Source organism: Domibacillus aminovorans, from assembly GCF_001643235.1.
Taxonomy (GTDB): Bacteria; Bacillota; Bacilli; order Bacillales; family Domibacillaceae; genus Domibacillus; species Domibacillus aminovorans.
In genome coordinates, this window is the sequence record NZ_LQWY01000023.1 from 87731 (window position 1) to 109422 (window position 21692).

Annotated in this window: 21 protein-coding genes; 19 read left to right on the forward strand and 2 right to left on the reverse strand. The window is 44.3% G+C overall.

Going from position 1 to position 21692, the window contains the following annotated elements; translation table 11 throughout:
- Positions 1 to 36: 36 nt before the first annotated feature.
- The 9 genes from AWH49_RS10270 to AWH49_RS10310 all read left to right on the forward strand — a co-directional run bounded on the left by AWH49_RS10270 (position 37) and on the right by AWH49_RS10310 (position 10699).
- On the forward strand, positions 37 to 1098 hold the full coding sequence (locus AWH49_RS10270; RefSeq protein ID WP_063965610.1) for a sulfate ABC transporter substrate-binding protein: 1062 nt from the start codon (positions 37 to 39) through the stop codon (positions 1096 to 1098).
- 79 nt (positions 1099 to 1177) lie between these two features.
- Positions 1178 to 2011, forward strand: a complete 834-nt coding sequence (cysT, locus tag AWH49_RS10275; RefSeq protein ID WP_063965611.1) for a sulfate ABC transporter permease subunit CysT — start codon at positions 1178 to 1180, stop codon at positions 2009 to 2011.
- A 12-nt stretch (positions 2012 to 2023) separates the two neighbouring features.
- Positions 2024 to 2887, forward strand: coding sequence for a sulfate ABC transporter permease subunit CysW (cysW, locus tag AWH49_RS10280; protein WP_063965612.1), 864 nt, complete (start codon positions 2024 to 2026; stop codon positions 2885 to 2887).
- A 17-nt stretch (positions 2888 to 2904) separates the two neighbouring features.
- Positions 2905 to 3978 (forward strand): sulfate/molybdate ABC transporter ATP-binding protein, encoded by a 1074-nt coding sequence (locus tag AWH49_RS10285; protein WP_063965613.1) that lies wholly within the window; start codon positions 2905 to 2907, stop codon positions 3976 to 3978.
- 83 nt (positions 3979 to 4061) lie between these two features.
- Positions 4062 to 4355, forward strand: a complete 294-nt coding sequence (locus AWH49_RS10290; protein ID WP_063965614.1) for a DUF2325 domain-containing protein — start codon at positions 4062 to 4064, stop codon at positions 4353 to 4355.
- A gap of 178 nt (positions 4356 to 4533) precedes the next feature.
- Positions 4534 to 8466: a tetratricopeptide repeat protein gene (locus AWH49_RS10295; protein ID WP_063965615.1), complete on the forward strand. Its 3933-nt coding sequence runs from the start codon at positions 4534 to 4536 to the stop codon at positions 8464 to 8466.
- A complete protein-coding gene (locus tag AWH49_RS10300; RefSeq protein ID WP_063965616.1) occupies positions 8459 to 8932 on the forward strand; it encodes a nucleoside deaminase in 474 nt (157 codons plus the stop codon). Before AWH49_RS10295 ends, AWH49_RS10300 begins: the two co-directional genes overlap by 8 nt.
- A gap of 227 nt (positions 8933 to 9159) precedes the next feature.
- The gene (locus AWH49_RS10305; protein WP_063965617.1) at positions 9160 to 10179 is read left to right on the forward strand and encodes a ThiF family adenylyltransferase; all 1020 of its coding nucleotides are present in this window, start codon (positions 9160 to 9162) and stop codon (positions 10177 to 10179) included.
- Positions 10180 to 10198: 19 nt separating this feature from the next.
- Positions 10199 to 10699, forward strand: a complete 501-nt coding sequence (locus AWH49_RS10310) for a MogA/MoaB family molybdenum cofactor biosynthesis protein (protein WP_063965618.1) — start codon at positions 10199 to 10201, stop codon at positions 10697 to 10699.
- Between the two features lie 84 nt (positions 10700 to 10783).
- Here AWH49_RS10310 and moaC read toward each other — a convergent pair whose 3' ends face one another.
- Positions 10784 to 11278, reverse strand: a complete 495-nt coding sequence (gene moaC, locus AWH49_RS10315) for a cyclic pyranopterin monophosphate synthase MoaC (RefSeq protein ID WP_063965619.1) — start codon at positions 11276 to 11278, stop codon at positions 10784 to 10786.
- A gap of 69 nt (positions 11279 to 11347) precedes the next feature.
- On the opposite strand from moaC, the gene AWH49_RS10320 reads away from it, so the two are divergent.
- The 9 genes from AWH49_RS10320 (at position 11348) to AWH49_RS10360 (ending at position 19019) form a co-directional block, all read left to right on the forward strand.
- The gene (locus tag AWH49_RS10320; protein ID WP_063965620.1) at positions 11348 to 12607 is read left to right on the forward strand and encodes a molybdopterin molybdotransferase MoeA; all 1260 of its coding nucleotides are present in this window, start codon (positions 11348 to 11350) and stop codon (positions 12605 to 12607) included.
- Positions 12607 to 13041 (forward strand): molybdenum cofactor biosynthesis protein MoaE, encoded by a 435-nt coding sequence (locus tag AWH49_RS10325; RefSeq protein ID WP_063965638.1) that lies wholly within the window; start codon positions 12607 to 12609, stop codon positions 13039 to 13041. Before AWH49_RS10320 ends, AWH49_RS10325 begins: the two co-directional genes overlap by 1 nt.
- Before the next feature lie 2 nt (positions 13042 to 13043).
- Positions 13044 to 13277: a molybdopterin converting factor subunit 1 gene (gene moaD, locus AWH49_RS10330; RefSeq protein ID WP_063965621.1), complete on the forward strand. Its 234-nt coding sequence runs from the start codon at positions 13044 to 13046 to the stop codon at positions 13275 to 13277.
- Positions 13278 to 13302: 25 nt separating this feature from the next.
- The gene (moaA, locus tag AWH49_RS10335) at positions 13303 to 14319 is read left to right on the forward strand and encodes a GTP 3',8-cyclase MoaA (RefSeq protein ID WP_063965622.1); all 1017 of its coding nucleotides are present in this window, start codon (positions 13303 to 13305) and stop codon (positions 14317 to 14319) included.
- 84 nt (positions 14320 to 14403) lie between these two features.
- Entirely contained in the window at positions 14404 to 15078 is a 675-nt protein-coding gene (locus tag AWH49_RS10340; RefSeq protein ID WP_063965623.1) for a response regulator transcription factor, read from the forward strand.
- Complete coding sequence (locus AWH49_RS10345) at positions 15078 to 16457, forward strand: HAMP domain-containing sensor histidine kinase (protein ID WP_063965639.1); 1380 nt, start codon at positions 15078 to 15080, stop codon at positions 16455 to 16457. Before AWH49_RS10340 ends, AWH49_RS10345 begins: the two co-directional genes overlap by 1 nt.
- Positions 16458 to 16524: 67 nt before the next feature.
- Positions 16525 to 17502: an FtsX-like permease family protein gene (locus AWH49_RS10350; protein ID WP_034288417.1), complete on the forward strand. Its 978-nt coding sequence runs from the start codon at positions 16525 to 16527 to the stop codon at positions 17500 to 17502.
- On the forward strand, positions 17502 to 18158 hold the full coding sequence (locus AWH49_RS10355; protein ID WP_063965624.1) for an ABC transporter ATP-binding protein: 657 nt from the start codon (positions 17502 to 17504) through the stop codon (positions 18156 to 18158). The genes AWH49_RS10350 and AWH49_RS10355 overlap by 1 nt, the downstream gene beginning before the upstream one ends.
- A 102-nt stretch (positions 18159 to 18260) precedes the next feature.
- A complete protein-coding gene (locus AWH49_RS10360; RefSeq protein WP_063965625.1) occupies positions 18261 to 19019 on the forward strand; it encodes an inositol monophosphatase family protein in 759 nt (252 codons plus the stop codon).
- Positions 19020 to 19096: 77 nt separating this feature from the next.
- On the opposite strand, the gene AWH49_RS10365 is transcribed toward AWH49_RS10360, so the two are convergent.
- Positions 19097 to 19969: a LysR family transcriptional regulator gene (locus AWH49_RS10365; RefSeq protein WP_034288422.1), complete on the reverse strand. Its 873-nt coding sequence runs from the start codon at positions 19967 to 19969 to the stop codon at positions 19097 to 19099.
- Between the two features lie 122 nt (positions 19970 to 20091).
- Here AWH49_RS10365 and AWH49_RS10370 point away from each other — a divergent pair, with 122 nt between their 5' ends.
- Positions 20092 to 21192, forward strand: coding sequence for an AbrB family transcriptional regulator (locus AWH49_RS10370; protein ID WP_063965626.1), 1101 nt, complete (start codon positions 20092 to 20094; stop codon positions 21190 to 21192).
- Positions 21193 to 21692: the final 500 nt, after the last annotated feature.

Sequence of the window (21692 nt, forward strand, 5' to 3'; positions counted from 1 at the left end):
TATATGAAAATAAACAGGTGAGAGGGGTTTTACACGATGCAAAAAAAGAAAACAGCATCCAAATTTTTAGTTGCGATTACAGCGACAGCGGCTATTTTAGCGGGCTGCGGCTCAGAAGAAAGCAGTGGGAGCGGAGAAACGGACTCTACTGCTGAAAAAGAACCGGTTGAAATTTTGAACGTATCTTATGATCCAACGCGTGAATTATATGAAGAGTTTAACAAAGAATTTGCTACACATTGGAAAGAAGAAACGGGCCAGGAAGTCACCATCCAGCAATCGCATGGAGGGTCCGGGAAACAAGGCCGTGCAGTGATTGACGGCTTGGAAGCGGACGTTGTGACACTGGCTCTTGCTGGAGATATTGATGAAGTTGCCGCGAACCGTAATTTAATTGCAGAAGACTGGCAGACAAGATTGGAAGATAACTCAACTCCTTACACGTCGACGATTGTTTTCTTAGTACGTAAAGACAATCCAAAAGGCATTAAAGATTGGAATGATTTAGCGAAAGAAGGCGTATCGGTTATTACGCCAAATCCGAAAACATCAGGCGGTGCACGTTGGAACTATTTGGCTGCCTGGGCATACGCGGATCAGCAGTTTAATGGCGATGAGGCGAAGATTAAAGAATTCGTCGGAAATATTTATAAAAATGTGGAAGTGCTCGATACAGGTGCACGTGGTTCAACGACGACATTTGTGGAACGTGGCATTGGTGATGTTCTGATTGCTTGGGAAAACGAGGCATTTCTTTCACTGAACGAACTTGGAAAAGACGAATTTGAAATTGTTGTCCCATCAATTAGTATTTTAGCGGAGCCGCCGGTTGCGGTTGTCGATAAAAACGTAGAGAAAAAAGGCACAGAAGAAGTTGCGCAGGCGTATCTTGAATACTTGTACACGGAAAAAGGTCAAGAAATCGCCGCGAAAAACTACTACCGTCCACGTAACGAAGAAGTATTAAAGAAATACGCCGATCAATTCCCAGACATTAATCTCGTCACTATTGACGATGATTTTGGTGGATGGAAAAAAGCCCAAGAAACACACTTTAACGATGGCGGCACGTTTGATGAAATTTATCAGCCACAATAAGGCGAAGACGGTGGGATTCGTTCCCGCCGTTATTTTTTAAACTATATCGTTTATTTATTATAGAAATGAAGGTGATGTCATGGCGAAGAACTGGAGATTTAAGAAACATAGCATATTACCGGGATTCGGGCTGTCGCTCGGGTTTACGATGTTGTATGTCAGCTTGCTCGTCTTGCTGCCGCTATCGATGATTTTTATTAATACTTCATCAATGGGTTGGGCGGATTTCTGGGCGACAGTGACAGAACCGCGTGTTGTTGCCTCTTATAAACTAAGTTTTGGAGCCGCGTTTGCAGCGGCCTGTATAAATGTGATATTCGGCGTGCTTATTGCTTGGGTGCTCGTTCGTTATTCATTCCCAGGCAAGCGCGTAATAGACGGACTGGTAGATTTACCGTTTGCGCTTCCTACCGCCGTAGCGGGTATCGCATTAACAACACTATATACGGAAAACGGCTGGATCGGTCAGTTTTTATCGTTTAAAGTTGCGTTTACTTCTATTGGTATTACGATCGCGTTAACATTTATTGGTTTGCCATTCGTTGTGCGGATGGTACAGCCCGTACTTCAAAACCTCGATCAGGAAATGGAAGAGGCTTCCGCTATTTTAGGAGCAAACCGAATTCAAACATTCTTTAGAGTGATCATTCCAGAGATTTTGCCTGCGACGCTTACCGGTTTTGCTCTTGCATTTGCGCGGGCGCTTGGTGAATATGGCTCGGTCGTTTTCATTGCAGGAAACATGCCGATGAAAACGGAAATTACACCGCTCATTATTATGACAAAGCTGGAACAATATGATTATGCCGGGGCGACAGCGATTGCGGCGGTCATGCTCATCATTTCGTTCGTCCTGCTTCTGCTCATTAACGGAATACAGTGGTGGACGAATCGGAAGTTTGTTCATAATTAAGGAGGGAATTTCATGGCCGGGCATATTCCAATGCAGCATGGCAGTAAAAACACAGGCAAGCGGACAGCAGAAGAACCGCTTTGGATTCGCGTCCTGCTTATCGCGCTTGCACTCGGGTTTTTGCTTATCTTTCTCGTCTTGCCGCTCATTGCAATCTTTATAAAAGCATTTGAACAGGGAGCGAGTGTGTATTTCGCATCCATTACAGACCCGGATGCACTGTCAGCAATCAAATTGACATTGATCGTCGTCTTGCTGACGGTCCCGCTTAACGCTATTTTCGGTGTAGCCGCTGCGTGGACGGTGACAAAATTTGATTTTAAAGGAAAAAGCCTTTTAATTACAATTATCGATTTGCCGTTCGCGATTTCACCTGTTATTGCCGGTCTCGTATTCGTTTTGTTATTTAGCGCACACGGTTTATTCGGTGAATTTTTATTCGAACAGGACATTAAAATTATTTTTGCTGTACCAGGTATTGTACTGGCCACACTGTTTGTCACATTCCCGTTTGTTGCTCGTGAATTGATCCCGCTCATGCAGGCGCAAGGATCGGCAGAGGAAGAAGCATCCTTAACACTTGGTGCCGGCGGATTTAAAACGTTTCTTCTCGTCACGTTGCCGAATATTAAATGGGGCTTATTATATGGAGTCATCCTTTGTAATGCCCGGGCAGTTGGCGAATTCGGCGCCGTTTCGGTTGTTTCCGGACATATTCGCGGCTTGACGAATACGATGCCGCTTCATATTGAAATTTTATACAATGAATATCAATTTTCCGCTTCGTTCGCTGTCGCATCGCTTATGTCGATTTTGGCGATCGTCACGCTCGTTTTGAAAAATTTCATTGAATGGAAAACAAGTCAGCACGGATAAGACAGGAGGGCTTTCATATGAGTATTCAAATAAAAGAAGTATCAAAAACATTCGGCTCATTTAACGCGCTGAATGATATAAATATTGATATCAAAACCGGAGAGCTCGTGGCACTGCTCGGTCCATCCGGGTCAGGAAAAACATCGCTGCTCCGCATTATCGCAGGTCTGGAAGAAGCGGACAATGGCGTCATTTTATTCGGTGAAGAAGACATGACCCACATTCGTACGACAGAGCGAAAAGTCGGGTTCGTTTTTCAGCATTATGCATTGTTTAAGCATATGACCGTGTCTGACAACGTCGCCTACGGATTGAAAGTACGTCCGAAAAAAGAGCGGCCGTCGAAAAAAGAGATCGAAGCAAAAGTGAATGAACTGCTCGAGCTTGTAAAGCTTGACGCATTCGCGGACCGTTACCCGTCTCAGCTTTCCGGCGGACAGCGGCAGCGTGTTGCACTAGCACGGGCACTCGCCGTTGAACCGAAAGTGCTGCTTCTTGATGAACCGTTTGGCGCACTTGATGCAAAAGTACGGAAAGAGCTGCGGCGCTGGCTGCGAAGACTACATGATAACTTCCATATTACGAGTATTTTTGTGACACATGATCAGGAAGAAGCACTCGATGTAGCCGACCGGATTGTGGTCATGAATGAAGGGAAAATTGAACAGATCGGCAGTCCGGAAGAAGTGTACGATCATCCAAACAGTCCATTTGTATATGATTTCTTGGGGAATGTAAATTTATTTCAAGGCAGGCTTCAAAATGGAAAGCTGCTTTATGGAAATGTGGAAATTGATGCACCGGGCTTTGAGAGCGCAGAAAATCAGCAGGCTGTCGGCTACGTTCGTCCGCATGACGTAACTATTGACAGAGAAGATACATCGAATGAAGCCGTACAAGCAAAGGTTGTCCACGTTCATGCCGTCGGCCGATCTGTTCACATCGAGTTGAAACGAGAAGATACCGATCAATTTTTAGAAGCGGAATTAACGAGAGAACGATACCGAGAGCTGGAGCTAAAAGTAGGCGAGGACGTTTTCGTTAAACCAAACCAGCTTCGTGTTTTTATTCCAGAGGATTATTCGATTTAAACAGGCTGATCAGGCGACTGAAAGCTGCTTATCTTTTAAAGGTAGGCAGCTTTTTGTTTTAAAAAAAGAAAGGAGATAGTAAGATGACCTCATTATTAGTTGTAGGTGGAGACAAAATTGATAAACTAGCAGACAAATTGGAGCATCATGGATTTGATGAAGTGATTCATGTGAGCGGTCGAAAGGCCAAAATGGTAAAAACGAATATCCCTCAAAAAGTCGACCTCATTCTTGTCTTAACAGACTATATTAATCATAATCTTTCAAGTGTCATTAAACGAAAAGCGAACGAGCAGTCGATCCCCATCTGTTTTGCCAAACGATCGTGGAGCTCCATTTACAAGGAGGTGGGAAAGATATTCGTGAATCAAGAATGAAGGCTGCGCTCATTCTATAACCGTTGAGATCATCCTTTTTGTATGAGATGATAGCGTGCTGTTAATCTCCACTAAATTGGTCCATTCGTTAACAATCAACAACAAATCTCTTTGCCTGTACTTCGAATGTCTGCTACGCTGAAAGTTATGTGAAAACTTTCAGAAAGGGCGTTGCAATATGAAACCATCTGATATTAAAACTGTTTCAGAACTGATCGGGAAAATTCGGCAGCTCTGGGAATTGAAATCATATAAAGCTTTGCGCGAGTTTCTTGCTAAAATTGAATCGGAAGAGGACTATTACCGGCTGATCCGGCTCGCGGAAGCTGGGTCTATGCACAGTTACAGTCATTTTTTAGCAGTCATGGCAAATAAGCGATTTCAATCAGTGCGCACTTTTTCGTGGTACTGCTACAGTTTGCTTGAGAAGGGGAAAAGCATGGAAGCGGAGACGAAAATGAAGCGGCACCTTTTTGACAAGGACATCGATTCATTATCTGTCGAAGAAAAAAAGGAGGCTTATCTTTTGCTCGTTTGGACGATGTGCCAGCTGCATCGTTACCGGGAAGCGGACGAATACATGGAACGCATTAAAACAGCAGGTGGTGTTCTTCTGCCGGATCAGCTCGCCGCTTTTTACATGGAAACGAACGACTGGGTGCGGGCGGAACAGGAGATTGTGAAAGGTCTCAATCTATCGTTTGACAAACGGGGTGACATCTCTTATCTCGTCTATGCTGACCTGTTATCAAGACAGGGAGATCATGAAAAAGCGCTTCACTTTTTGGAAAAAGGAGCGGAAAGGTTTCCGGATTTGCCATCGCTTCAATTGGAACAAATACGCAGATTACGTCATATGGGCCGATCCGCAGATGTTCTTGAAAACGTGGAATGGTTAAACGAAGAAAATCCATTTCACGCAAACATCGATTATTTCCTTTATTTAAAAGCAGAAGCGCTGTACCGTCTTGAAAAATGGGACGAGCTGCAGGCATGGATTTCACAACATGAAAAGGTGCTGCAATCGACTGAATTAGGCGAGCGGACGATCAATCCTGATGGCGAGTATAAAGAACTCACGATTCAGCCGGTCAGACAAAAGCTTAATTACTGCGTGCCGGCTGCGTTGTCGATGGTTTTGCAGGCATTGGGTCAAAAAATATCGCAGGATGAAGTGGCGGAGTACGTATTTGATGTGACAGGATCCAAGCTAATGACCGCGATTGATTATATGACGTCGCTTGGTTTTACATCGAAGTTTTTCAAAGGGACGATCGATTTATATAAACAGTTTATTGACGCAGGCTGCCCGGTCATGCTCGATATGTTGATTGAAAACAACTCGCATGTGCAGGTCGTGGTTGGGTATGATGATCGACTTGGCGTACTGCTAGTGCAGGATCCGAATGAATTTGAAGCGGTTATGGTGTCGTATGATGAGGCGGCGAAAATGTACCGGTTAAAAGATCGGCTGTCTGTCGTATTCGTCACGACAGAACAGATGCATCTACTTAAGCCTTTAGATGAAAAGGAACATCAATTTTTCCAAAGCATGTTCGTTCATCTGGAAGAAATAGAACAAAACATAGAGGCATCAATCGATTCATTTCTTGCATTTCTGGAAAACAATGACGGCGAAATTTTTGCGTCGATTCTCGGTCTATCGATGATTCAGCATGAAAAAGCGAAGCTGTATCAGGAAAAATGGATCCGTCATGTGATGGAGCGATTTGGTGACGATGACGAAGATGTGCAACTTTTGATTGCGCAGTCGTATTACACGCACGATCAAACAGGTAAAGAGTTTCAAGATGTTATGAATAACGTGAAAAAGAAAAACGCATATGCTCATTTTTTGATGGGAGTCGTCGATTATCAGAAAGACAAAACGGAGCAAGCGATTTTTCATTTGAATCGGTCACTTGAAAAAGATCCGTTCCAGCCGTCTGCTTATGCATATTTAGCGAGAAGCTATGCGGATTTTTCACAGTTTCAGTTGGCGAGACACCATGCATTGACGGCCCTTGAACAAGCCGGAACAGATGAGTTTACCCGTTCGACATATGCAATTATTTTGTTGGAGTCAGGTGCCGTTCAAGAAGCACTTCACGCGTTTGAACAGCTTTCAGAAGAATATCCAAACAATGATTATTACGCATATGAAATTGGGCGCTGCTATATGGAGCTTGGCGATAAGCAGGCATCTAAATGGCTGAGGCGTGCGCTTGATATGAACCCGGCTTTACCGTATCCGTATTTGCGTATTGCAGAAATACGGATGGAGGAAGAAAAATGGGAGCGGGCTGAAGCGTATTTACGCACGGGAGCTGAGGATTTTGTACCGGAATCGAAAACAGGTATTCTCTGGCTGTATATCGGCCATACGCGGATGGGCCGTGAGCTGTATGATCATGCGGAAGAAGCGTATGACAGAGCAGTGAGGCTCGATGACGATGGTGAACTGCTAGCGGTTGTATATAAAGCACAGTCGATTATTAAACAAGATGATTGGGAGCGGGCGGAACAAGTGATTCGCGCAGAAACCCGGCCGGATATACTTGTGCGGGCCGGTGCGATGATGATGGAAGAAGCAGAACGGGAAATTCAGCAGTCGCTGGCGCTCAACTTTATGGAAGCGGGTCTCACAGCAGGAGGCGATGATTTATCGGAGCATGTTTCCATGTATGTGGATTACGTGGAAGACACACCGTTTATTCATCGGGCGGCGTTATTTTCGGAAACGCTGCGTGCCCGGTACCCGATCAGCGACATTTATTGCTATGAAGCGATTTTTCATGAGCAGATGGAGAATATGGAGATAGTGGAATGGCTGCTTTTAGAAGCGGTGGAACTTGATCCGAAAAGCACGTTTCCTCATTACCGGCTCGGCAAACTGTATCGGGCTATTGAAGAGTATGAAAAAGCGGTCTTTCATCTGCGCCGCTGTATTCAACTGGATCATAATTTTACAGCCGCACATGATGAACTTGCTCATTTATATATGGAAACGAGTGATTGCAATAAAGGAAAAAGACATCTTTTTCATGTGCTTGAGCAGATGCCACAGGCGTGTGATTTCGATCTTTTTTCAGAGTGGATGTCAACGCCTGCAGAGCGGCAAAAAGTAATCACGCAGCTGGGAAAATTAAAAGGAACGACAGATGAAGAATGGCGACTTGGTGCGCTCGCAGATATGCTCGATATAGATGAAGCGATCTGTCTGCTCAAACAAGAAGAATCTGTCCAGCTTCAGGCAAAGCTGGCTTCATTGTATTTAAAAGCAGGCAATATAAAAGAAGCATTGTTGCTTATCGAAGCACTCATTCAAAAAGAACCTGACAATGAGTCATTATATGAACCGTGGGTGGAAGCTCTTTACCGATCGAAAAAGCTGTTGAAAGTCGAGAAGTTCGTAAGAGAGATGGAATTACTGGATGAAGATACAGCATCTGTTTATCGAAACAGTGCTGATGTACTTGTACTGTGTGTTCGGGAGCAGACGGAAAAAGAGCATCGTGGGCTTCTGAAGAAGCTGACAAGCGGAATTAAAACAGCGAGCCTTGTTGGAACGGTGACGGCATATTATGAAAAAGCGATTGAGTTTGAGCCAGACGATCCGCGTGCGTACGACAGGCTGGCTATCTTTTTCATCGAGCAAGGTGTGGCAGATGACGCGTTGAAAGTGTTGAAACGTTATCTCTCGAATCACGATGATGACAGTTTGCGATTTAAAGCAGCGGCAGCGGCGATGAGTCATGGAACGGAAAGCGGGAAAGAGAAGTATATTCAAGAAGCGAAGAAGCATTTGCTTCTATTGAAAGAACGTCATCCATCTGATGCGGTTGTGCGGGAAATGCTTGGCGATGCGTATATGTATACTGGACAGCCGGATGATGCACTCACGGAATATGAAGAATTGATTGAAACAGCGCCTTATAAAACAGAAGGATATGCAGGTATCATCCTTGTCCTTATAGAAATTGATAAGATATCTGAGGCGAAGCAGTTTTTAAATCAGGTGCCGGATCAGATTCGGGACCGGGTAGTGGTCCAATTCAAGGAAATGCTAGAAGGCGATCCACGAATGGAGGAGTTGATCAGTCATGACTAAACAGGAATCATTAATGGCGCACGCGATTCAGTTGGCGAAAGAAAACGTTGATACTGGACATGGCGGCCCTTTTGGCGCCATTGTCGTCAAAGATGGAGAAATTATTGGGAGAGGCAGCAATGAAGTAACCGCTTCAAATGATCCAACGGCACATGCAGAGGTACAGGCGATTCGCGAAGCATGCCAGCATCTAGAGTCCTTTCAGTTGACTGGCTGTGAGATTTACACAAGCTGCGAACCGTGTCCAATGTGCATCGGTGCGATTTACTGGGCACGGCCGGATGCGGTGTATTATGCTTGTACGAAAGAAGAAGCTGCAGCGATTGGATTTGATGACCAGTTTATTTACGAAGAACTGGGGCAGCCAATTGAAGAGCGTTCGTTGAAAATGAAAAAGTTGGTTATAGATAAGAGTAAAGAGCCATTTGAAAACTGGACGACGTCATCCAAAAAAATAATCTATTAAATGATCTTTTAGGAAGACCGGTCACGTTTAGCCGGTCTTTTTGTTATAAAGAGAAGGCGTACAATCCATTAAACATGAAAATAAGTCAGAATATAATGAACTTAATAGTGAAAAAATGTTATGCTTTATTACATAAATTGTTGAAGTACTCTGTAGGTAAAGAGCATTTTATGCGATGGTCATATAAAAGGAATAAACAATGATGATGAAGAGGGTTGAAGGATAGCATGGAAAACCGGTATAGGAAGCAGCAGACCTACCGGCCGATTGGAGCAGATGGACAAAACCGTCTCGCTGAATCGATGGTCGCCATTATTGGTTGCGGCGCGCTCGGTTCAGCAGCAGCAGACATACTGGCACGTGCCGGTGTTGGACAGCTACTTATCGTCGACCGGGATTATGTGGAAGTGTCTAATTTGCATAGACAGCCGCTTTATACAGAGAAAGATGCACGTGACATGATTCCGAAAGTCGTTGCGGCGAAGAAGCGGCTTGCGGAAGTTAACAGCGATGTGAGGGTTGAAGTGTGGATGGATCACGCAGACGCCGCACTCATTGAAAAACTAGCTGCAACAAGTGATATTCTGCTAGATGGAACAGATAATTTTGAAACGAGACTCGCCATCAATGATGCGAGTTTGAAATATGGTATTCCATGGGTGTATGGAGCGTGTGTCGGTGGATCAAGTGTGGTCATGCCATTTGTTCCGGATCAAGGAGCTTGCTTCCGCTGTCTTCTCCCGGTTCTGCCTTCATCTGGAGAAACGTGTGATACAGCAGGAGTGATTGCGCCTGCTGTACAGATTACGGCTTCCTATCAATGTGCCGAAGTGATGAAATGGCTGACGGGGAACCACGACGCAATGCGAAAAGAGCTGCTTCGGATTGATGTATGGATGAATGAGCAAAATCAATTCGGCCTCCGTAAAATGAAGCGGCCAGACTGCCCGTCATGCGGCAAAGAACGAACATATCCATCATTGAATCAATCGCAAGAAACGAAAGCGGCTGTTTTATGTGGTCGCGATATCATTCAACTGACACCTGCTGCAGGCAGGCAGTTAACGCTTGATGACGGTGAACGGATTGCTAAACAACTTGATCTAACGCGTAAACGGACACCCTATTTTTTGCAAATGATGTACGAAGACAGCCGGATTGTCTTATTCGCAAACGGCCGGCTCTTTTTTCACGATATGCAGGATGTAAACAAAGCAATGAAGCTGTACAATCAATTATTCAGCTGAAAAAATGGGGGATCGGACCATGTCGGTAGACTTTTCGAATGATTTACTTGTATCTGTTGCAGTGCTAACTGTAAGCGACACGAGAACAGAAGAAACAGATAAAAGTGGTATTCATATAAAAGAGCTGCTCAAAAAGGCCGGACATACAATAATCGATTACGTCATCGTGCCGGATGAGCAGACAGCTATTGCGCGGATAATACAAAAATGGCTTCACGATAAAGAAATGGATCTTATTATTGTGACAGGTGGAACAGGCATTGCTCCACGTGATGTGACGATTGAAACGGTCCAACCGTTTTTTGAAAAAGAAATTCCGGGATTTGGGGAAATCTTTCGCCATTTGAGCTTCACAGAAGATATCGGTACGAAGGCGATGCTATCAAGGGCAGCGGCCGGAACAGCAGGTGGAAATAAACTTTTGTTTGCGCTTCCAGGATCGCGGGGGGCTGTAGATTTGGCAATGAAGCGACTGATTTTGCCGGAAGCAGCACATTTGCTTCATGAAGTAAGGAAATGATGAAACGGTTTCTGTTGGCATCGATGCCATTTCATCCGCATTCTTATATGTTGTCACGTATGCAGATGAAAGAAAACACGCCGCTTAATTGCGTGCGCGTTCGTAATCCCCATTTTTCCCGCCGGTTTTGCTAAGTAAGAATGTTGGGCCGATGACCATTTCTTTGTCAGCCGCTTTGCACATATCATAAATTGTCAAAGCTGCGGCGGATGCAGCCGTTAATGCTTCCATTTCAACGCCCGTGACGCCTTTTGTTTTCGCTTCGGCATGAATTAGTACGGCATAATGGTTGTTTGAGACGTCAATATCCCATTTAAACGTTATGTTGACACCTGTGAGCGGGATTGGGTGGCACATGGGGATAATGGATGAGGTTTGCTTGGCAGCCATAATACCAGCAACTTGTGCGACCGCAAATACATCCCCTTTTTTATTTTGGCCAGAAGCGATCTGATCGTAAATGACTTTACTTACTTCGATAGACGAGTGCGCGATAGCTGTTCGGACGGTTTCTGATTTATCGGATACGTCCACCATTTTCGCTCGTCCTTGTTCGTTAAAATGAGTCAATTCAGACATAAGTTTCATCCTTTCTCAGTGCGTTATGAAAGTAGTATATCATGAGAAAAAGAAAGAGAGGCGTTTATCGTGGTCGAAAAACGGAAGCCGATTCCAGTAAAAGAAGCAGTAGACAGAGTGATGAAACGGGTGGCACATGTCAAAAGCGAGTCGGTGCTGCTTGAAGAAGCGTATGGCCGCATTTTAGCCGAACCGGTTATAGCAAGCCACCCCGTTCCTCCGTTTGATCGTTCTCCTTACGACGGATTTGCAGTGCGATCGGTTGATACAGAAGGTGCATCCGGTGAATCACGAATCGCATTTACCGTTATGGATCACATAGGTGCAGGTGCGGTATCATCACATACGTTAGGCGAACGAGAAGCAGTCCGAATTATGACGGGGGCGCCGTTGCCAGAAGGGGCGGACGCTATCGTCATGCTTGAACAGACTGTGATTGATGGGCAAACGTTTACCATTCGTAAACCGTTTGCGCCAATGGAAAATGTGTCGCCAAAAGGCGAAGATGCAAAAGAAGGAGAAGTCATCGTAGAGGCAGGCGCATTTATTCAGCCTGGGGTCATTGCAGTGCTCGCGACATTTGGCTACGCAAACGTGCAGGTGGCAAAGTGGCCAATCGTCGGGCTTTTAGCGACAGGCACAGAACTGCTTGACGTAAATGAATCGCTTGAACCGGGCAAAATTCGCAATTCAAACGGGCCAATGATTGCGGCCCAGCTGAAACGAATGGGGATCGAATGCCGATTGCTTGGCACGCTGCCGGATGATGAGGATGCTTGTTTTAACATGGTGAAAGAAGCTGTCCATGAATGTGACGCGGTCATCACGACAGGCGGTGTATCGGTCGGTGACTTTGATTATTTGCCAGCCGTATATAAGCGGCTCGGCGCGGAAGTATTATTTAACAAAGTAATGATGCGCCCAGGGAGTGTGACAACTGTAGCGCATGTAAACGATACCTTCTTATTTGGTTTATCTGGAAATCCATCCGCTTGCTTTGTCGGTTTTGAACTATTTACAAGACCGGTCCTATTATCGATGATGGGCAATGATAAGCCGTATTTGGCTTATACAAAAGCGGTGTTAACAGCCGATTTTGCAAAAGCGAATCCGTTTAACCGTTTTATCCGGGCGGTCTATAAATCGACACCGAAAGGCTCTTTTATCGCACCAGCTGGATTTAATAAATCAAACTCAGTGACATCGATCGCTCGGGGCAATGCCTTTATTGTCCTGCCGGGTGGAACAAGGGGCTTTCAAAAGGGCGATGAAGTCGATGTCCTGCTCATTGGAACAGAAGAAGGGGTGGAATCATGGGTGCTCAATTAATGAAGCCTTTTGAAGTCACGACCGAACCACTTGAACCAGCGCGTTATATAGAGTATGTCACGCATCCAGGAGCGGGAGCTGTCACATTATTTGCGGGTACAGTGCGCGAATGGACGAATGGCAAGCGGACCATGTATTTAGAATATGAAGCATATGTACCGATGGCGGAGAAGAAACTGGCGGAAATTGGTGTGGAAATTAAACAAAAGTGGCCGGGCTCCCGTGTTGCGATTGTCCATCGTATCGGAGCGCTCTCCATTTCAGATATTGCCGTCGTGATTGCTGTATCATCGCCACACCGGAAAGCGGCCTATGAGGCGAATGAATACGCGATAGAACAAATCAAAAAAGTCGTCCCCATCTGGAAAAAAGAAATGTGGGAAGATGGCGAAGAGTGGATAGGCGACCAATCATATAAACCAGGGAGTGAATGACGATGATTCATCTTCATTATTTTGCAGGGTTGAAAGAAGCAGCTGGAAAAGCATCAGAAGACATTCAATGGGCAGACGGAACAGTGGAAGACATTGTGAAGTGGGCAGCGGATACATACCCGGCATTTGATTTTTCAGCCGTACAAGTGGCTGTGAACGAAGAGTATGTACTTGAAACCGAATCCGTGAAACCAGGGGACCATGTCGCCTTTATTCCACCCGTCAGCGGAGGATAATGACAAATAAAAAGGATGGATTGCCATGACCAGTCTCCACGTATTGGATCAGCTAAAGCGACCGCTGCGTGATTTGCGTATTTCAGTCACCGATCGTTGTAATTTCCGATGCACGTACTGTATGCCGAAAGAAGTCTTTGGCGATGATTATGCCTTTATGCCAAAAAGCGAGCTGTTATCATTTGAAGAAATGACACGATTAGCGAAACAATTTGTTGCATTCGGCGTGAAGAAAATTCGTATAACCGGTGGCGAACCGCTCCTGCGAAGAGATTTGCCGGAACTCATTCGGATGTTATGTGCGATTGACGGACTTGATGATATTGGACTGACGACGAATGGGCTGCTGCTGAAACAGCACGGCAAAGCCCTATTTGAAGCGGGTTTAAAACGATTGAATGTAAGCCTCGATTCGTTGTCTAAAGAAACGTTCGGGAAAATGAACGGGCGCGGCATCGGACCGGGACCGATTCTTGAGAACATCGACTATGCGAAGGCACTCGGCTTTCAGGTAAAGGTAAATATGGTTGTACAAAAAGGTGTGAATGACCACGAAGTTGTACCAATGGCGGCTTATTTTAAAGAGCGTGGCATTACGCTTCGATTTATTGAGTTTATGGATGTCGGTAATGATAACGGCTGGAGCTTCCGGCAAGTGGTGACGAAAAAAGAGATTTTAGCACAGCTGCAAAAAAATGAAAATCTTACGCCGGTAGATGCTGATTATTTTGGGGAAGTGGCCGGTCGTTACCGATACGCAGATTCGACGGCGGAAGTCGGGTTTATTACATCGGTTTCCGAATCATTTTGTTCCTCATGCACAAGGGCGCGTCTGTCATCAGATGGAAAATTTTATATGTGTTTGTTTGCATCAGCGGGGCACGACCTTCGGGCGATCATCCGGTCTGGCGCTGAGGATAAGGAGCTTGCATCTGCTATCCGAAGTATATGGGAAAAACGAGACGACCGCTATTCGGATGAACGGACAGAGCAGACGGCGAAGAATCGAAAGAAAATTGGCATGTCGTACATCGGCGGCTAAGTAGTTGAAAATAGATAATAGCCTGTAGAGATTTTTCTCTGCAGGCTGTTTGCGTTATGATGAATGAAAAAAGGATGTGAGCGAATGATTCATATTTTAGTAGCGGATGACGACGTGCATATTCGCGAACTTGTCCGGCGTTCACTGCAGGAAGAAGGGTATGTCGTGTTTGAAGCAGACGATGGAGCGAAGGCGTCTCTTCTCCTTGAGCAAAAGACGATTCATCTAGCGATCGTCGACGTCATGATGCCAAATAAGAACGGATATGAGCTATGCGAAGAAATTCGGCGTCATTACGATGTGCCGGTCATTTTATTGACAGCGAAAGATCAGCTTGAGGATAAAGAAAAAGGGTATGCAGTCGGAACGGATGATTATTTGACGAAACCTTTTGCTCCAAAGGAATTACTGTTTCGAATAAAGGCGTTGCTCCGCCGGTATCAGAAGGTGAATGAAGAGAAAATCATCATGAATGGCACGACGATTGACCGGCGTAGCTATGAAGTGGAGTGTGGAGGACAGCTCATGATGCTGCCAATGAAAGAGTTTGAATTATTGGCTCAGCTGGCGAGTTTTCCAGGACGGATTTTTACGAGGGAAGAATTGATTCATCTCATTTGGGGCATCGATTTTTCGGGAGACGACCGAACGGTAGATGTTCATATAAAGCGGCTTCGCGAGCGATTTTCAGGGCGGACCGATGATTTTTTGATCAAAACCGTGAGGGGTATAGGATATAAAATGGAGTTAAAGCAATGATGAAGACGCTCTATTTACGTATCGTATGGACAACAATTTTTGTCATGCTCGTGAGCAGTTTTATCGCCTTTATCGCTTCAAATGTGTATTATCAACAATTTTTAAAGCCGTATAATGATGAAAAAATAACGGCTATGGCACAGAACATTGCAGCATTTACAAAGAATAATCCATCATTGAATAAAGATAACTATTTGAATCACATTGGGGCGCTTGGTTACCAAATCTATCTCGTTAATGAACAGGGTGGGAATGACTATGGCGGTGCATTTCGCGATCGTAACTTAGGTGCAGACATTATCAGGCGCGTTCAAGCTGGTGAAACATACCATGGCATTTCGCATTTTGCCGGCAACGCATTTGTGACCGGTTTTTTTGACAATGAAGCAGTCAACACGATTGGCGTACCGGTGATGATAAATGGTGATCGGTATGCGCTGTTTATACGCCCGAATACAGAAGTGCAGTTTGGTGAACTCCGCCTTTTCTTCTCTGTGCTCGTGTTGCTGATAATTCTGATAAGTATAGTGCTCGTGATTATGAGTACGCGTTACATCGTCAAACCCATTGTGACATTGACCGATGCAACGAAGAAAATCGCGCAAGGCATGTATGATGTCGACTTGAATGTAAAGCGGAAAGATGAAATCGGAAAGCTTACTAATCATTTTGCTAAGATGGCGAAAAGTTTATCGCAGCTTGATGAGATGCGTCAGGAATTCGTTTCAAACGTATCGCACGAAATACAATCGCCACTTGCTTCTATTCAAGGTTTCGCTCAAACACTTCGAACTGAAAAGCTATCAGATGCCGAACGCGAGCGTTATTTAACGATCATTGAAGAAGAAAGTCAGCGAATGTCCAGCTTAAGCAAGCAGCTGCTGACTCTCGCCACGCTTGACAAGGAAGACACAACGTTGGAGAAAAAATCATACGATGTCTCAGCACAAATAAAGCAGGTTATCTTAATGACAGAATGGAGCTGGCAGGAAAAGGATCTGGCGTTCAGTTTGAATATCGCGCCTGCCTCCATTACAGCAGATGAGAAATTGCTTCATCAAGTATGGGTGAATTTGATTACAAACAGTATTAAATATACGGGAGCGGGCGGTACGATTTCAATTGATGTATCGAAAACGGAATGGATGTGTATCGTTACGATCACGGATACAGGGCAGGGAATTGCACCAGAAGACATGCCCTTTATATTTGATCGCTTTTATCGAGCCGATAAAGCGCGAAACCGAAAAGAAGGCAGCACAGGACTCGGCCTTTCGATCGTGCAAAAGATCGTTCATTTGCATAATGGATCGATTAAAGTAGAAAGTGAAACTGGAGGAGGAACAACATTTTCAGTCAGTCTGCCGATTTTGTCATAATCCGTTCATATTGCGTTCATCTTTCTTTCTTACACTGTGTACAAGGAAAAAGAAAGGTGGATAAATGATGTTTTTAGCGATTAGAGAAATGAAATACGCGAAGCTCCGTTATACGCTGATCGGGCTCATTATGGTGCTTGTGGCGTGGCTGGTCCTGTTTGTGACTGGTCTTGCGAATGGGCTTGCTTCTGATAATGCAGCAGTGATTCAAAAAATGGATGCCGACTATTTTGTTTTGCAGGAGGAAGCAGATAACCGGCTGAATCGTTCCGAATTATCGGCTGGACAGGTAGATGCGATTGGCGGCGAACCGTTCGGTGTTCGGATGATGACGATTGAGCATACTGGAAAAGTCGATGTAACGGTGTTTTCGATGAATCCGGAAAGTGAGATTATGCCAAGAATTGTAGAAGGTAAGTCAGGTGTTGTCGCAGATCAGTCGCTGCAAATGACAATTGGTGATCAATTCACGGACTCTATTACTAGAGAAGTGATGACGGTGACCGGCTTAACAGAAGGACAGTCATTCAGCCATACGCCTGCGATCTTTGTAACAGAGGGGCCTGTCAGTGCCGTGGCCGTTCAATCAAAGAGTATACACGTAGATGGTGTAGAATTGCTGACAAAAAAAGAAGCGTTGCAAAGTATTCCTGGTTATAAAGAAGAACAAGGATCATTGATGATGATGATTGTCTTTTTGTTTATGATTGCAGCAATTGTGCTTGCGGTATTTTTTTATGTCATGACGATTCAAAAAATGCATCAATTTGGCGTTTTAAAAGCGATCGGTACGCATTCAATCTATCTTGCACGGACGATTATTTATCAGGTGATCATCATCTCGATCGTAAGTTTACTCATTAGTGTTGCGCTCGTTTATGGAATCGCTTTTGTCTTGCCAGTGGATTTGCCATTTTATTTGACGCCATCGCTTACGGCAGGCACTTCGCTTCTTTTTTTGGCTGTATCGGTACTTGGTTCTTTGTTGTCGTTGTATAAAGTAACGAAAGTGGATGCGCTTGACGCGATGGGAGGATCATTTTAATGGGAGCGAAACTAATACTGGATCATGTAAATAAGTCATTCGGAGATACAAATACATTGAATGATATTTCATTTGAAGTGAAAGCAGGCGAATTTGTGGCCGTCGTCGGACCATCCGGATCGGGGAAAAGTACTTTTTTATCGATTGCGGGTGCTTTGTTGACACCATCGTCTGGACGCGTTTTGGTTGGGGGAGAAGATCTTAGCTATTTGTCTGAAAAAGAACGCCATCGTATTCGTTTAGAGAAAATCGGTTTCATTTTTCAAACGTCTAACTTAATTCCCTATTTAACGGTGCGCGATCAGCTTCTTTTGATTGCAGAATTATCGGGAGAACAGACAGCTGGTGAAAAAAAGGCGGATGAGCTGCTGGAACAGCTTGGGTTATCGCACCGGACCGGTCATTATCCAGAAAAGCTGTCAGGCGGCGAGCGGCAGCGTGTGGCGATTGCCCGGGCCTGGATGAATGATCCAGACATTTTACTTGCGGATGAACCGACTGCAAGCCTTGATTTAAAACGTGGCCGGGACGTTGTTGAAATGATTGCCGATGGAGTGAAACGGCGCAATAAAGCAGCCATCATGGTGACACACGATGAACGAATGCTTGATGTATGTGACCGCATTGTGCGGATTGAAGATGGGAAAATCAGATGAGAGGATCAGTCCGCCTGGGACTGATCCTTTTTTTAAATGACCCATCTGTTTGGATGCTGTATGATAGAAGGGGAAGAATACATAGATATGGGGAGCGATTATATGTATAAAGATTATTTAGCATTTGCGATTGAGCTTGGAAAAGAAGCAGGACAGTTTATTTTACCTCAGGAAGGCAAAGCAGGCGGGCAGACGTTGAAAGCCGCAAAAGATTTCGTGACGGAAATGGATTTGAAAGTGGAAGCACTGATCATCGAACGCATTCAAGCAGCCTATCCTGATCATCGCATCTTTAGTGAAGAAGCAGGGGCGATTGATAGTGACAGTGATTTTGAATGGGTGATTGACCCAATCGATGGCACGATTAATTACAGCATGGGTGTTCCTTTATATGGTGTATCGATCGCACTAACATATAAAAATGATCCAGTTGTAGGGGTCCTTTCATTTCCAGGGTTGAATGAAGTATACTGGGCGTCAAAAGGCAGCGGTGCGTTTAAAGACGGTGAGCGGATTCAGGTGCGTGAAGTCAGTCTCGCAGAATCAATCATTTCCCATAGCGATTTTGCAAAAGACGGGAATAAAGAAGCGAACACGCAGCGTCTCGAACTTCTTGGTAAAATTGTGAATGATGTGTACAGAGTGCGGATTATTGGGACTGCAGCCGTAACATTAGCTTACATTGCAGCGGGCCGTTTTGATGCGGCACTTTACATGAGCCCAGCGTTTTATGATGTAGCAGCCGGACAATTACTCGTCACGGAAGCAGGTGGTGTTATGGCAACTGCCGGTCCGTACACACTGTTTGGACAAAAGCAAGCAATAGCTGGTCTGCAAAACATACTGGATGGCTCAAAATGAAATTAATTACCAATGAAGAAACGAGGTGTCCCGAAATTGGTGGGGCATCTCGTTTTTTTTACTTAGTTTTTACTACTTTAATGAATGGCTTCCAGATCGATTCGCTCAATAAATTCAACAAATGCTCGCACAATGTTTAGTTGCAGAGACTCTTCGTGAAAGAACATCCAGCTTTTACGGATAATCAGCTCGCCTTCACTCGTTTTTAGTTTGGTTTTATGCAAGTCTTCAAGATCGTCTAAAATCATGCTTGGCAAAATGGCATAGCCGAGTCCGTTGGCGACCATGTTTTTGCACGTGCCGGCTTTATCGACATCGATGCTGACAAGTGGCGGCTTTGTATAGTTTTCTGCCCACCAATTGTCGACGATCATTTTTAAGTTTTGATCGGTGCGGTAATCAATACGAGGTAAGTCGGGCAGATCACTCAAATCAATTTTTTCTTTTGAGGCGATGCAGATCGATTCGTCAAATAAGAGCCGCTTTTGGTCTTTCCATTTGTAGTCGCCTTTCACCAATCCAACATGTACATCCTGGTTATGGATTAAATGAGCGATTTGACTGCTCCAATCCGTCGTTACTTTAAACTCAATATCTGGATACTCCTCTTTAAATAATTTCAGCAAGCCGGGCAGTTTGTAATCTGTGAAAAAGGTGGAGACACCAAGTCGCAGTGTGCCGGCGATTTTATTTTCCATATTGAGTACATTTTCTTTTATTTGCTGCATGCGATGAATCGTTTCGTGCGCGCATTTTGCTAAATACTCGCCTTGCGGTGTGAACTGAACACCGCGCCTGCCGCGATTGACGATTTGAACGCCGAATTCTTTTTCAATTTGTTTTAATCGATTTGTCAAAGCAGGCTGTGAAATATACAACGTTCTTGCTGCGTTCGTAATATTTTTTTCTTCATAAAGTGTCTGCAAAAAGAGCCAATCACGCTCATCCATATAAAATCCCCTCCAATAGACATAATTTTTATTTATGATTGATCATATTAAACCATTATTTTATTTATTTCTGTATGTATATTATAGTTAATTGTACAAGAAACAGAAAGAGGGAAGATATAATGAAAGAAAATAAATGGTTGTTTATGGCGATGAGCAGTGTGGGTGGTCTTTTATTGTCGATGACGGGTTTATCGATCGGCTGGATGCTCGGAACGCTGCTAACGGCAGCACTTATTTCTTTCGCAAAGCCACATTTACTGGGATCCAAAGGAACACCGAAATACTGGCTTTATATCGGGCAATGTATTTTAGGCATTGAGCTCGGGCAAAAAATAAATTTATCGGTCTTATCCGTTTTTCAGCAGCACTGGGTGGTTATTCTCGTCATGTTGTTATTGTCAATCGTGTTTTCACTGCTATCCGGTTATATGCTATGGAAATTTAGCCGGACGGATATGCTGACGAGTTTTTTTGGCACAGCACCGGGTGGATTGTCCGCGATGCCTGGAATGGCGGAAGAAGTCGGCGCAAACACAGCGGTCGTCAGCCTCATTCAAACGATGCGTGTCTTCCTCGTTATTTTAATCATCCCAGTCATCGTGTCGGCACCCGTTTTTCATGCATCGATACCGGTTGAGGCGGGGCCTGCGGCATTATCATTTGAACTGAATCAGCTTTTGTGGACTGCGGTACTGGCTGTTATTGCTTATGGAGGATACCGGTTAGGAAAACTGTTGAAATTTCCGGCGCCATGGCTGCTTGGAAGCATGGTCGCCGTTGCGATCGTTCAGTCCGTTAGCTCCTCATACGTAGGTCATGATATGGCCGCATTCTGGCCGCACAGCGTGATGGTCGCTTCGCAAATTCTAATTGCGGTATCAATTGGCTCGCGTTTCCGGAAAGAAATGTTTATCGGATTAAAACAAACGTTAACGGTCGCGTTCATCAGCACCATAGTTTTAATTGTCGCAATGTTTGCATGCGCCTATGCTGTTTCGGAAATGACTGGAATGGCGTTCATGACTGCGGCACTTGCATTTGCACCAGGTGGCATCGCTGAAATGGCGACAACTGCTGTTGTTCTTGATGCCGACTCGACATTTGTCGTTGCTGTACAGGTGCTACGAATTATTGCTGTCTGCCTCATTTTGCCGCCAATTTTCAAATTGCTGCATGCATGGGAAGTTCGGAAAGAGGTTCATTCACATGCCTCGGTTTAACTTTTTATATCGATTCATTTATATGCTGCTTATGATTAATAGAAGAAACGCATCAAAAAGGAGTATTTATTTAAATAAGCAGAACTCCTTTTTATAAAAGGTAATGTAGATCAGATGAAAAATTAAGTTGAAAAATCATTGACTTTATTTTTGAATGTATGTTATATTAATTCCTGTCGCTAATTATTGTGACTTTGTAAATCACTAGTACATTTGAAATTCGATAATAACTATCCACAAGTGATTTTTCGGAAAAAATTATTGACTTTATGTTTCGGGAAATGGTAAAATGTTGATCTGCTACTGATATAACATCAACTTGGAGTGAGTGGATGTTTAGATGTAGTCAAATTCTTAACAAGTGATATGTTTTATCGGAATAATTACTTCTGAAAACATGTTGACATTCATATTGAATAAATGGTATGATGTTAAAGCTGTCGTTGATAACAGCAGTTGAAATTGATCTTTGAAAACTGAACAAAATAAACGCCAACGTT